This window comes from Candidatus Frankia nodulisporulans, from assembly GCF_902806475.1.
GTDB lineage: Bacteria > Actinomycetota > Actinomycetes > Frankiales > Frankiaceae > Frankia > Frankia umida.
Window position 1 is genome coordinate 1 of the sequence record NZ_CADCWS010000115.1, and the last position, 12,564, is coordinate 12,564.

Sequence of the window (12,564 nt, forward strand, 5' to 3'; positions counted from 1 at the left end):
GGTGCCGTCAGCTCCGGCGCTGCGTCGACGCGGGCGGCTGGTGCGACGTCGACACGTCGACTTCCGCCGCACCGACAGCGCCCTGTGTCCCAGCACGCCGTATCGCTGCGCCCGTTCGCCGCCGAGCTCCGACCAGCCGCATCTCGCCAGGAGGAATCCCATGTCGCCGCACACCGACCAGCGCCCCGCCGCCACCCCGGAAACGTCCGTCTCGGAGACGACGTCCATACCGCAGCCGGGAACGGAGGTCGGCGCCGACAATGCCGCCCGCTTCGCCGCCGCGCTGCGCCGTGCCGACCAGGCCGCCGCGCAGCTGCGCGCCACCGCCGCCGAACGGGATCGGGCGAACCGCACCCCACGGCCCGAGGTCGAACTGCTGCGGGCGGCTGACCTGCTCCAGGTGCAGGAGCCGGTCGCCCATGGCGGCGACGGGCTGAACTACGCCCAGGCCTCCCAGCTGACCCGGCGGATCGCCCGCGGTGACACCTCGATCGCGCACCTGCTCGGCTACCACTACGCCCAGACCCGCATCGCGCCGCTGTTCGGCACACCGGCGCAGGCCGACGCCCAGTCGCGGCGCAACGGCGTCGAGAAGCTGTTCTGGGGCGGTGTGCAGAACCCGCGCGGCGGCTCGGAGCTGGTGCTGACCCGCGACGGCGACGGGTTCCGGCTGAGCGGTCGCCGCTCGTTCGCCTCCGGGGCGAGCCTCGGTGACCAGCTCTCCGTCACCGCCGTCCTCGACGGCGACCTGGTGTTCGTCTCGCTGCCCGCCGGTCGGCCGGGTTTTCGGGCTCTCGGCGACTGGGACAACATCGGCCAGCGGCTCACCGACTCCGGCGGCGTCGTGTTCGAGGACGTCCGGGTCGAACGCGCCGAGCTGCTCGGCGATGATCCGCTGACCGGACGGGTCCCCTCGGCCTACCAGACACTGGTCACCCCGCACTGGCAGCTGGCGTTCGTCAACTTCTACCTCGGTACCGCCGAGGGTGCCCTCGACGAGGCGCTCGACTGGGTGCGCCAGCACGCGGCACCGTGGGAGAGCTCCGGTGTCGAGCGGGCCACCGACGACCCGTACATCCTGCGTACCGTCGGGGAGCTGCGCAGCGAGATCCGCGCCGCCGCCCTGCTCGCCGACCGGGCCGGCGCGGCGTTGCAGGCCGCCCTCGACACCGGCCCCGCCCTGACCGAGGATGAACGGGCCGAAGCCGCCGTCGCCATCTACGAGGCGAAGTACCTGACGACGAAGGTCTCCCTGGACGCGGCCAGTCGCCTGTTCGACATCCAGGGTGCGCGGGCCACGACCAGCGCCTACGGTTTCGACCGGCACTGGCGCAACCTGCGCACACACACCGTCCACGACCCGGTGGACTACAAGGCCCGCGAGGTCGGCGACTGGACCCTCAACCGCCGCGCCCCGCAGTTCTCGCTGTACCGCTGAGTCCCGCCACCGAACATCGCCTGTGGGAGAACCCGTGTCCGAACAGCCGTCCGCCCTCGTGACCGAACCACCGCCGGTACCCGTACTGCGCGGGGACGACGAGGCGGTGGCGGTGGCGCGGGAGCTCGCACGGCGGTTCGCGGTCGGGGCCGGCGGTCGGGATGCCGGGCGGGTGCTGCCGCGCGAGCAGGTCGACGAGCTGTCCGCGTCCGGCCTGCTCGGGATCAGCGTGCCCGCCCGGTTCGGCGGGGCGGACGTGTCGGTGGCGACCCTCACCGAGGTGTTCCGCTCGCTGGCCACCGCGGACGCGAGTCTGGCGCAGATCCCGCACAGCCACTTCGTGTTCCTCGACGCGCTGCGCCGGGCGGGGGAGGAGGGCCAGCAGCGCCGGTTCTTCGCGCAGGCCCTCGCCGGTCGGCGCTTCGCCAACGCGCAGAGCGAACGTGGTGGGCGCACCATCACCGAGGACGCCACCACCCTGCGGCCCCGCCCGGACGGCGACGGCTACCTGCTGACCGGCGAGAAGTTCTACTGCACCGGCGCGCTGTTCGCCCACTGGCTGGTCGTGCGCGCCGTGCTGGCCGGCCCGCCGCCCGGCGCGCCGGGGGAGTCGCCGGACGGCGCGCCGGGCAAGGTGCTGATCTACCTGCGCCGGGACACCCCGGGGGTGCGGGTCGACGATGACTGGGACGCCATGGGCCAGCGCACCACGGCCAGCGGCACCGTCCATCTCGACGAGGTCGCCGTCGACGCCGACCAGATCGTCCCCTTCACCTCGATCTTCGACGGCCCCACCACCTACGGCGCCCGCGCCCAGGTGCTGCACGCCGCCCTCGACGTCGGTCTCGCCCGCGGCGCGCTGGACGCCGCCGTCGCCCAGGTGGCCCGGGCCCGGCCGTGGTTCGAGTCCGGGGTGGCTCACGCCAGCGACGACCCGCTGCTCGTCCAACAGGCCGGTGAGCTGGAGATCGACGTCCGCGGGGCGCAGGCGCTGCTGCGCGAGGCCGCGGTCGCCATCGACACCGCCGACCTGGACCCGACCGACGAGACCACGGCGCGCGCCTCGATCGCCACCGCGGTCGCGAAGGTCGCCGGAGCCCGGGCCGCGGTGCGCGCCGCGTCCGAACTGTTCGAACTCGGCGGCACCCGCAGCGCCGCCGGGGCGCTTGGCCTCGACCGTCACTGGCGCGACGCGCGCACCCACACCCTGCACGATCCGAGCCGCTGGAAGGTCCAGCACATCGGCCGCTGGCTGCTCACCGGAACACCCCCACCCCGCCACGGCCAGCTCTGACCGGACAGTCCATGACCCCATGACCGCGTGACGCCACGACGTGAAAGGTGGTCGGCCGGCCCCGTCGCCGCGGCCTAGGCCGGTCCTGCCCGCAGCGAGTCCACCGGCCAGGCCAGGATGCTCGCCCTGCACGAACGCCATCGCGGCGACGGTTCCTGGCGTGACCCGCGTTCCCTGGAGATCGCGCCGAGCCTGTGGGCCGGTGTCGGTCTGGTCCGCGGCGGTGCGGGCACCGCCCTGGTCGGTAGCCACCGCGAGGTCGCCGACCGGATCGCCGAGTACGCGGCGCTGGGCATCGACGAGTTCGTCCTGTCCGGTTACCCGCACCTGGAGGAGCTCTACTGGTTCGGCGAGGGCGTCCTGCCCCAGCTCACCCACGCCGGCCTGTTCACCACCACGACCTCCCCGGCCACCGGCCCCAGCCACCCGGATGCCAGTCACCCGGTCACCGCGTTCGGCTCCGCCGTGGCGGGAACCGCCATCCCGGCCAGGTCCGCGGTTCCCGAGCCGATCATCCCGTTTCTTCCGCCCACCCGCTGATCGGCGCCGGCCGAGGCTGGCCGGCGAGAAGCTCAGAGCGGACGGCAGGCGTGGGTGAGAGTCCAGTGGACGGCGGCGTCGGCGGCGTCGGCGGCGTCGGGGAGGGGGGCGCGCCGGTGCAGCAGGGTGGCGGTCAGCGGGGCGACGTCGATGCGCCAGAAGACCTCCGGCGGGCAGCGCAGGACGGTGAGCAGCACGGCCCGCACGATCGCGGGATGGCTCACCGCGATGACGTGCTCCGCTTCGCCGGCGAGGCCGTCCAGCCAGGTGCTGACCCGTGTGACCAGGGCCTGGCGTGACTCGCCGCCGGGCGGGGCCATCGTCGGCTCCTCATGCCAGCGCAGCAGGTCGGCGCTGGGAATCTCGCTGAGTTCCCGGCCGCGCCAGTCGCCGACGTCCAGGTCGCGTAGGGCCGTCTCCACCCGCACACCGGTCTCGCCGGCCCGGGCACTCAGGCCAAGGACACGCGCGGTCTGCCGGGCCCGGGCCGAGTCGTCGATGAGCACCCGGGCGCGTCCGGGCAGCGCGCCGGCGGCCAGCGGCCCCGCGGCGAGCGTGCGGGCGGCGGCGGCGGTGCGGCGTAGACCGTCCGCGTCGAGCCCCTCGTCGTCGGGGAAACGCGCGGCCCGCAGCGCCGGGGTGGGAGCGGCGCTGACGAGGGCGAGGCGAAGCGTACGCCGCGTGGTCACTGAGCGAGGCAATCAACCCTGACCGGTGCTGTCAACGTCGCGGCTGGTCCTTTTGCGGCCAAACCCTGATCCCGCCGAGCGCCAACTGCCGGGCGCGGGGCGTCCGGCGCCGGGCGTCAGGTGTCCGCGGTCGGGGTCGGGTCGGCGGTCGGGGGGCGGGGCAGCACGACGCTCGTCCAGACCTCGCGCAGGGCCTGGGTCGCGGCGTCGCGTTCGTCGGCGGTGGCGGACGGACCGAGTGCGAGCAGGACGTGGACGTTCATCGTCGCGAGCGCGAGGGCGACGCCGCGGGCCCGGTCGTCATCGAAGCCCCGCTGGTCGACCAGAAGCCGGGTGCCCACCGTGACCAGCGGTGCCAGCAGGGTGGCGCGGGCCTGGGCGACCTCGGCGTCGTCGGCCGCCGACCACCACACGGCGCGCAGCAGCGTCGCGTGCCGGACGTACATCCGCGCCGCCGCGGCGAGGGCCTCGGTGCCGGCCGCGACCGGGTCGGCGGCGCCGGACCATCGTTGCAGCGTCGCGTCCAGCTCGGTGCGCAGCGGGCCCACCAGCGCCCGGATCAGCTCGCCCCGATCGGCGAAATGGACGTAGAAGGTCTTGCGTGTCATCGCGGTGCGACTCATCACCGCGGCCACGGTGAAGTCCGCGGCGCTGCCGCCCTCCAGTACCTCGCGGGCCGCGGCGAGGATCTCCGCCCGAGCCACCTCCGGGGTGCGGCGCACGCGGCGGGTCGACGGGCCTACCCCTGCTACTGCCACTGTGGCACTATACGTCCAGCGCTAGTGCCAACATGGCATTAGTTGGTCGGGGCGCCACGGGGCCCAGAGCGAAGTGGGGATGGCAGCGAATGAGCGAGCGCCAGCAGGACGTGACCCAGCCGGTACCAGCGCCGGCGTCGGGACCGGCGTCGCGGCCTGTGCCCGGATCGGCGGGCGGCGGTGTGCGGGCGGTGGGGACGCTCGTCGGCGGTGCCAGCTGGACGGCGCCCGGTACCGGCTGGCGCTCGGTCTGGCAGCTGGTGATGGTGGCCTTCGCCGTCGGCGGTCTGGTGTTCCCGGCCCGGCGGACGCTGTGCGTCGCCGCCATCGGCGCGGTGTACGCGGCGGCCACCCTGCTGGAGCTGGCGGTCGACGGTGACCGGCTGATCGGTCTCATCCCGGTCGACATGCGTGACCGGGTGATCCACCCGCTGGTCGCGGCGCTCGCGGTGGCCAGCGTGGTCGCGGTGCTCGGGCGGCCGCGTCCCGTCCGGTCGAGGTAGCCGCGAGGGCCGCGGTCCGCTCGCGGGTCGGCGGTGGATGAGTGGCGGATGGCGCCGGCTTTGGTTAACCTCGTTAAGGTCGGGTGTGATCGGCGCTTTCCGAGCGCGACGGCCCTGCGTCGAAGAGGGTACCGACCATGCGGTTCGGCATGTCCCTGGCCGGCGGTGAGCGGTCCCTGTCCGCCTACCTCGACCAGATCGTCCATCATGAGGAAGCCGGCCTGGACTCGGTCTGGTGCGGTCAGCTCTTCGGCGTCGACGCCCTCACCATCTTCGCGCTGGCCGGGGCGAGGACCACGCGGATCTCGTTCGGAACGAGCATCCTGCCCACCTACGTGCGCCACCCCCTGCTGCTCGCGTCGCAGGCCCTGACCACGCAGGCCGCCACCGATGGCCGGCTGGTCGTCGGGATCGGTTCGTCGCACCGCGCCCTGGTCGAGGACGTGCTCGGCATCGACTACCAGCGTCCGGCCGCCTACCTACGGGAATACCTCACCGTCCTGCCGCCGCTGCTGCGCGGGGAACGGCTCACCCACACCGGCGAACTGATCCGGGTGGACACCACAGGTCAGTTCGGTCGCGCCAACGTCGTGGGTGCGGATGCGCCCCCCGTCTACGTCGGCACCATGTTCCCGCTGTCCCTGAAGGTCGCCGGCCAGCTCGCCGACGGTGTCATCACCTGGCTCGTCGGCCCGAACACCCTCGCCGACGAGGTGATCCCCATCGTCCGGACGGCCGCCGCCGAAGCCGGCCGGCCCAGGCCGCGGGTCGTCGCCGGTATCCCGATGGCGGTGTGCGCGTCCGGCGACGCCGAGCGGCACGCGGAGCTGGTGAACAAGCGGCTGCGCAGGTTCGTGGCGCTGCCCGTCTACGAGCGGGTACTCGCCCGGGAGAACGCCACCGGCCCCGCCGACCTCGCCGCCATCGGCGACGAGGAGACGGTGGCGGCCAGGCTGAGACTGTTCGCCGACGCCGGGGTGGACGAGGTCTACGGCGTCTGCTTCGGCGACGACGACACCTTGCTGCGTACCGCGGAGTTCCTCGGTGGCCTCTCCCGCACCTGACGCCCGTCCCGCCCGTCCCGCCCGAGCACCCCGGGACGCCCCTCTCGCCTGGCCAGGCCCGGCCGGCCGACGGGGGCGGCGGGCGGGGGGTCGGTGCTGATGGTGACATCGCTGGTCAGCACCGGGTCGTCGGTCCGCCAGCGGGGGCGACACGGCAGCAGGGTGGGCCGGGAGACCAGGACCTCGGCGCGCATCGCGGCGAGCAGCACCCGGGGCAGGTCGCGGGTGACCGGCCAGCAGACGTAACGGGGCTGCCAGTCGGGTGCGAACCGGGCGTTGAACCGGTACAGCGACTCGATCTGGAACCAGCGGGACGCCCCGAGCAGCACCCGCCGCCACACCTTGAGCGCGGGGCTCGCCCCGAGCCGCTCACCGCGGGCCAGCGCCGTGCGGAAGGCGGTGAAGGTCAGCGAGACCCGGCTGACACCCAGACGCGGTGCGTCGCGCAGCAGGGCGACGAGCATGAACTCGGTCAGGCCACCGGCGACGGTCCGTTCGCGGTGGATGCGGTCGAGTGCCAGCCCGTCGCGGCCCCACGGCGCGAACGTCAGCAGCCCGCAGAGCTGATCGTGGTGGTAGGCCCGGACGACCACACCGTCGGGGTCCGCCGCCGCGGTCCGCTCGACCAGCGCGCCGCGTTCGTCCTCGCGCAGGTCGCCGATCCGGTCGATCCGGGCGGTGTGGGCGGCGCCTTCGAAGGTCGCGACGGTCTGCCGCAGCGGGTGCAGCGGCGGGTCGTCGAGGCGGAACTGGGCTGTGCGCACGATGGCCTGGTCGCCGAGTTCCAGCACCCGCAGGCCGGCGCGCTGCCAGGCCCGTCCGGCGTCCGGGCCGCAGCCGACGACGGCCGGCACCCAGGCATGGGTGGCGGCGAGCTCGAGGAACGGGCCGATCGCCCCGGGCCAGGCCTCCGGATCGCCCAGCGGGTCACCGCAGACCAGCGCCACCCCACTGACCACCCGATAGGTGATCGCGGCCTTGCCGGACGGTGACCACAGCACGCTGTTGTCCCGGCGCAGCGCCGTGTAGCCGAGCGGGTCGCGTCCGCCGTGGCGGGCCAGCAGCGCGCGCAACCCCGTGTCGTCCTGCTCTGTCAACCGCGCGACCGGACGGGCGGGTCGCAACGCCAGATAGCCCGTGACACCGACGGTGACCGCGCCCAGCGCCAGCAGCACCGCGCCGACAAGGTCGGCGTCGCGGGGCCCGAAGCGCACCGGCCCACTCACCCCGACCAGACCGGCGAGCACGTGGGTCAGCCGGTCCGCCAGCGCACCCTCGCCATGGCGAAAGGAGATCAGGGACAGCCCGATGGTGAGGTCGGCCGCGGCGAGGGCCGCGAGGGCCCCCAGGGCCCGCCAGCGGGTGCGCGGGTCGCCGGCGGCGTGGAACCGCGCCCGGGTGGCGAGCAGGACCGCGAACGGGATGGCATCGAGGGCGGCCGCGGCGACGGCGAACCCGCGGGCGAGGTCGAGCAGCACGGCCGCGCCGGAGAGGATGACCGCCGCCCGCCAGGCCCGCCGCTTGCGCCGGCGCAGGCCATGCGCGAGCCCGATGAGCAGCAGGCCGGCGCCGACACTGGTGCCGGTCGCCGCGTCGGTCACCAGCCCGGGGATCATCCGGCCGATCCACGTCCAGCGGGTCGGCCGGTGACTGATGGCGGTGACCACGTCCACCAGACCGACGAGAGCGGTCAGCGCCGCGATCAGCGCCGGGGTGGGCAACCGCCGCCACCGCGAGCCGGCCGTCGGTGCCGGCGCGTCCTTACCAGGCGTCACCTGGGAACCACATCCATCCGCGAACCGGGAGCAGGGGTGGGCGCGGCCGCGGGCGTCCCGCGGGACACCGGAACATGATCGCGCCGTCGTCCCGGATCGGCGTACGTTACCCCGCTTGCTGTCCGGCTCGGGCTGCCGGTGCCTGTCGGTCCGACCACTCGTTACCCAACGTGGTCACCCTCACGGGTGGACGCCGCCCGACCGCCGCCCGTCGCCGCGGCGGTCGCATGGTTCAACGGTGAGCTCACCCGCCCCGGCCCGCGGCGGCACACGGGCCCATGGTCCCGCCCCTCGGGCCACCTCGGCGACGCGGTCTGAGCCGCGGTCCCAGCCGCGGTCAGGGGGTGGGCTCGTCGTCGAGTGCGAACGAGCCGTAGGTCACCGGGCCGGCCGGTTCGTAGGTCGTGATGATCAGGCCCCTGGCGGTGGTGCGGGAGCTCAGCAGGCGCAGCCTGGCGGGCGGTGCTCCGTCGGCGAACAGCTTCTTCCCGGTGCCCAGGTGCAGGGGGAAAAGGACCAGGCGGTACTCGTCGACGAGATCATGTTCGATGAGTGTCCGGGCGAGCCCCGCGCTGCCGTGGACCTGTAGTTCGCGGCCAGGTTGCTTCTTCAGCTCGGTGACGGCGGCGGCGACGTCCCCCTCGAGCAGCTGCGCGCCGTCCCAGCCGAGGCTGGTCAGGGTGGTCGAGGCGACGTACTTCGGCAGGCTGTTCAGCGCGCTGGCGATGGGATCGGACTCGTCGGTGATCCGTGGCCAGTGGCCGGAGAAGATCTCGTAGGTGGTGCGGCCGAGCAGGAACGCGTCGGCGTTCGAGAACCAGTTGACCACCGCGGCGCCGGACTCCTCATCGGCGTGGTCGGGCAACCAGCCGCCGTGGGTGAACCCGCCGGAGGTGTCCTCCCGCGGGCCGCCGGGCGCCTGCATGACGCCGTCGAGGGTGAGGAAGGCGTGCAGGGCGAGCCGCATGTCGATCTCCTTCGATCCGTGCCGCGTGGTCGGGCGGTGGTGTCTGACGGGTGGTGCTTACCCGTCAGACACCACCGCCCTCGCGGATTCATCGCGGCCTACCCTGCCAGTACCTTCAGCGCCGGGATCGCCTGAGGTGATCCGGCGCGGTCAGGCCGAACGGCGGGACGGGCGGAGCAGGACGGCGACGCAGACCGCGGCCAGGGCGGTCACGGCGGCGCCGCCGAGCAGGGCGATGCTCATACCGTCCACGAAGGCGGACTGTGCCTGGCCGCGCACCGGTTCGCGCAGATGGGCCGCCAGGCCGAAGGACGCGCGGGCCCGCTCGGCGAGTTCGGTCGGCAGGGCGGCGGGCAGGCTCAGGTGGGAGCGGTAGGCCGAGCCCAGCAGGCTGCCCAGCACGGCGATGCCCAGGGCACCACCAAGCTCGCGGGACAGGTCGTTGACAGCCGATCCGACCCCCTGCAACGCCGGCGGCAGACTGTCGGTGATCGCGGTGGTCGCCGGCGTCATCGCGAATCCCATGCCCAGACCCAGCGGGTACAGGCCGCCGGCGATCAGCAGGTAGGAGCTCCCGCCGTCCACCTGGGCGAGCAGGATCAGCCCGGCGGTGATCAGCAGGAGTCCGCCGACGCAGCACACCCGGGCGCCGACCTTCGCGGCGACCTTCGGCGCCAGCCTGGACGAGGGGATCAGACCCGCCGCCATCGGCAGCACACTGACGGCCGCGATCAGCGCACTGTCACCCCGCACCAGCTGCAGGTACTGCATCAGCACGAAGATCAGACCGAAGAAGGCGAAGAACTGCAACATGATCGACAGGGAGCCGGCCGCGAACGCCGGCCGGGTGAACAGCCGCGGGTCCAGCAACGGTGCGGACGTGCGCAGCTCCCACAGCACGAACCCGACCAGCAGCACCAGCCCGACGCCGAGACCCCCCAGGGTGGTGTCGCGGATCCAGCCGTGCTCCGGCGCCTCGATGATCGAGTAGACCAGCACGCCGAGCCCGGCCACGGCCAGTGCCGCGCCCACGACGTCGATCGGCGGATGCCGCGGGTCGGCGGTGTCCGGCACGAACCGCCAGGTCCCGACGATGGCGACGGCGGCGAGCGCCGCTCCGAGCACGAACACCGCCCGCCACGACCACACCTCCAGCAGCAGCCCGGAGGCGACCACGCCGATGATGGCGCTCGATCCGGCCACCGCCGCCCACACGCCCACACGCCGACCGCCGCCGCCCGCCGCTCCCGCGGGAACGTCCCGGTGATCGTGGACAGTGTCGCTGGCATCACCAGCGCCGCCCCGAGTCCGAGCACGCCGCGCAACCCGATCAACGCCCCCGCACTGGACGTGAACGGTGCCGCGGCCGATCCCGCACCGAAGATCGCAAGCCCCGCCAGCAGCGCCCGCCGCCGGCCGAACCGGTCGCCGATCGCCCCCGCCGGCAGCAGCAGGGACGCGAACGCCAGGCTGTACGCGTCGATGATCCAGGCCAGCCTGGTCTGCGAGGCATGCGTATCGGTCGCGATCGAAGGCAGCGCCACGTTCAGCGACGACATCGCCGACACGACGGTCGCCAGCGCCAGGCAGGTCACCGCCAGCACCCGACCATGCCGTCCCGCCGCCCCGTCCGCGGACGGGGAGCCGGTCGCGCCGGTCGCGCCGCCGGTGGGTGCCGAGCGGTCCTTGGCTGGTGCGTTCGTCGGACGGGCGCCCGCTGCCGCTGGTGCGGTAGGGGTCGTCGGGGGCAGGGGGGTCGCCGATGCGACCGGTGGTGACAGCGAGGTGGTGGAGGCGGACGAGGCGGCTGGAGTGGTCATGGTCCGGGTCCTTCCGGCGCGGTGTGGCGGTGTGCCTGGACCGACCGTGGACCCCACGACTAGCGTAGTTCAACCGTGATGAATTCTTCGCCGACCCCGCCCACGGAGCCGCCCCCCGCATCGCCGCGGGGGCGGCGGCCGGGGCGTCCGGACGTGCGCGGTCAGATCCTCGAGGTGGCGCGGGAACGGTTTCGCCGTGAGGGCTACGAGGCGGTGACGATGCGCTCGATCGCGGCTGACGCGGGCGTCGACGCGGCGCTGATCAGCTACTACTTCGGCTCGAAGAGCGGCCTGTTCGCCGCCGTCCTCGAACTCGCCATCAGCCCGGCGGACACCCTCTCCGGCCTGCTTCACGGCAACCTCGAGACGCTGCCGCAGCGCCTGCTGCTGACCGTACTGGCCGCCTACGACAGCACGGAGACCGGCGTCCCGATGATGGCGGCCGTCCGCGCGGCGATCATCGATCCGGAGCTCGCCGACCTGCTCCGCAGCGGCCTGCTCCGCCAGCTCGTCGACCGGCTGGCCGATCGCCTCGGCGGCGCCGACGCCCAGCAGCGCGCCGGCGCCTTCGTCGCCCAGGTCGCCGGCCTCCTGCTCACCCGCTATCTGGTCCCGGTCGAACCGATGGCCTCGATGCGCCCTGATGAAATAGTCCGCACCCTCGGTCCGGCGCTGCGGACCACCCTGCTCGGCGCCGCCCCCCGCCCCGCGGGCCCCGGCCGCGCCGGCCTCCCAGGGCGTCCCTGAACCACCTCATCCGCCCGGGCGGTGACCTTACGGGGTGGGCGGGGTGGCCAGGGCGGCGAGCTTCTCCCGGGTGATGGGGTGGGACGGGACCCGGGTGCTGAAGTCGGGGCCGCGGCGCAGGGAGAGGCCGCCGTCCACGTTCACGACCTGGCCGGTGATACGGCTGGCCCGAGAGGACAGAAGGAAGGAGACGAGCTGGGCGATGTCGTCGGGGTCGGAGGCGCCGCCCAGGGGGGTGTTGGTGTCGTAGCTGGCGTAGACGTCGGTGCCGGGCTTGATGAAGCTGAGCAGCTCGGTGGAGGTCAGGCCGGGGCGGATCGCGTTGAAGCGGATACCGGCGGCGCCGTACTCGTCGGCGGCGTTGCGGATGAGCTCCTCGAGGGCGGCCTTGGCGACGGGGTAGGCGCCGAAGTACGGGTGGGTGACGTGGCCGGCGATCGAGGAGATGCCGACGAACGAACCGGACCCGCCGCGGGCGAAGAAGGGGACCGCGTACTTGGCCAGCAGCAGGGCACTGGTGACGTTCAGCCGCATGATCGCCTCGAACGCGTCGACGTCCTGCTCGTGCAGGGGTGCGAGCGCACCGCCGCCGCCGGCGTTGGACACGACGCCGTCCAGGTGGCCCTGCCAGGCGGCCGCGGCGGCGACGACCCGGGCGACGTCGGCCTCGTTGGTCACGTCGGCGGTGTGGAAGGTGATGGCGTCCCGTCCGACCTCGGCGTTGACGGCCTCGGCGGTGGCCAGCAGGGTCTTCTCCGTGCGGCCGCAGATGGTCACCCAGGCACCCTCGTGGGCCAGGCGCCGGGCGATCGCCGCGCCGATGCCCGTGCCACCGTCGGTGACCAGCACCGAGAGCTTCGCTACCTCGTCAGTCATTGCCTTGTCCTTCGGTCGACTTGGGCAGCCATCGGCTCACCCGGCGGTGCGGGGCGACCCGCGGTCCCTAGTGCAGCGCCTCAGTAGTTCCTT

12 protein-coding genes and 1 pseudogene are annotated in these 12,564 nt (G+C 73.7%); 6 read left to right on the top strand and 7 right to left on the bottom strand.

All coding sequences use genetic code 11. From position 1 onward, the window contains the following. The 3 genes from G6R24_RS12125 to G6R24_RS24115 all read left to right on the top strand — a co-directional run. The coding region (locus G6R24_RS12125) for an acyl-CoA dehydrogenase family protein (protein WP_476727352.1) at positions 1–1,438 on the top strand (1,438 nt) is incomplete at its 5' end. 34 nt (positions 1,439–1,472) lie between these two features. Then, a complete protein-coding gene (locus G6R24_RS12130; protein WP_225438446.1) occupies positions 1,473–2,732 on the top strand; it encodes an SfnB family sulfur acquisition oxidoreductase in 1,260 nt (419 codons plus the stop codon). A gap of 117 nt (positions 2,733–2,849) precedes the next feature. Then, positions 2,850–3,272 (top strand): hypothetical protein, encoded by a 423-nt coding sequence (locus G6R24_RS24115; RefSeq protein ID WP_476695817.1) that lies wholly within the window; start codon positions 2,850–2,852, stop codon positions 3,270–3,272. Between the two features lie 32 nt (positions 3,273–3,304). Here G6R24_RS24115 and G6R24_RS12140 read toward each other — a convergent pair whose 3' ends face one another. Both G6R24_RS12140 and G6R24_RS12145 read right to left on the bottom strand, forming a co-directional pair. After that, positions 3,305–3,961 carry a histidine phosphatase family protein gene (locus tag G6R24_RS12140; RefSeq protein WP_163549360.1) on the bottom strand — a complete coding sequence of 219 codons (657 nt, stop codon included), beginning with the start codon at positions 3,959–3,961 and terminating at the stop codon, positions 3,305–3,307. 116 nt (positions 3,962–4,077) lie between these two features. Beyond that, positions 4,078–4,719: a TetR/AcrR family transcriptional regulator gene (locus G6R24_RS12145; protein WP_163549361.1), complete on the bottom strand. Its 642-nt coding sequence runs from the start codon at positions 4,717–4,719 to the stop codon at positions 4,078–4,080. A gap of 89 nt (positions 4,720–4,808) precedes the next feature. Between G6R24_RS12145 and G6R24_RS12150 the strand changes: the two genes are divergently transcribed. Next, positions 4,809–5,222 (top strand): hypothetical protein, encoded by a 414-nt coding sequence (locus G6R24_RS12150; RefSeq protein WP_163549362.1) that lies wholly within the window; start codon positions 4,809–4,811, stop codon positions 5,220–5,222. 137 nt (positions 5,223–5,359) lie between these two features. Next, the gene (locus tag G6R24_RS12155; protein WP_163549363.1) at positions 5,360–6,286 is read left to right on the top strand and encodes a TIGR03564 family F420-dependent LLM class oxidoreductase; all 927 of its coding nucleotides are present in this window, start codon (positions 5,360–5,362) and stop codon (positions 6,284–6,286) included. On the opposite strand, the gene G6R24_RS12160 is transcribed toward G6R24_RS12155, so the two are convergent. The 4 genes and pseudogenes from G6R24_RS12160 to G6R24_RS23700 form a co-directional block, all read right to left on the bottom strand. Beyond that, the gene (locus G6R24_RS12160) at positions 6,211–8,061 is read right to left on the bottom strand and encodes a phosphatidylglycerol lysyltransferase domain-containing protein (protein ID WP_163549364.1); all 1,851 of its coding nucleotides are present in this window, start codon (positions 8,059–8,061) and stop codon (positions 6,211–6,213) included. The genes G6R24_RS12155 and G6R24_RS12160 overlap by 76 nt on opposite strands. Before the next feature lie 337 nt (positions 8,062–8,398). Then, a complete protein-coding gene (locus G6R24_RS12165; RefSeq protein WP_163549365.1) occupies positions 8,399–9,028 on the bottom strand; it encodes a dihydrofolate reductase family protein in 630 nt (209 codons plus the stop codon). A 150-nt stretch (positions 9,029–9,178) separates the two neighbouring features. Continuing rightward, on the bottom strand, positions 9,179–10,249 hold the full coding sequence (locus G6R24_RS23315; protein ID WP_263864052.1) for an MFS transporter: 1,071 nt from the start codon (positions 10,247–10,249) through the stop codon (positions 9,179–9,181). A 47-nt stretch (positions 10,250–10,296) separates the two neighbouring features. After that, a pseudogene (locus G6R24_RS23700) lies at positions 10,297–10,848 on the bottom strand (MFS transporter); the annotation flags it as partial. Positions 10,849–11,001: 153 nt separating this feature from the next. Here G6R24_RS23700 and G6R24_RS12175 point away from each other — a divergent pair. Then, a complete protein-coding gene (locus G6R24_RS12175; RefSeq protein ID WP_225438447.1) occupies positions 11,002–11,595 on the top strand; it encodes a TetR/AcrR family transcriptional regulator in 594 nt (197 codons plus the stop codon). A gap of 27 nt (positions 11,596–11,622) precedes the next feature. Here the strand turns inward: G6R24_RS12175 and G6R24_RS12180 are convergent, their stop codons facing one another. Then, positions 11,623–12,471 (bottom strand): SDR family oxidoreductase, encoded by an 849-nt coding sequence (locus G6R24_RS12180; protein ID WP_163549367.1) that lies wholly within the window; start codon positions 12,469–12,471, stop codon positions 11,623–11,625. Between the last annotated feature and the right edge of the window lie 93 nt (positions 12,472–12,564).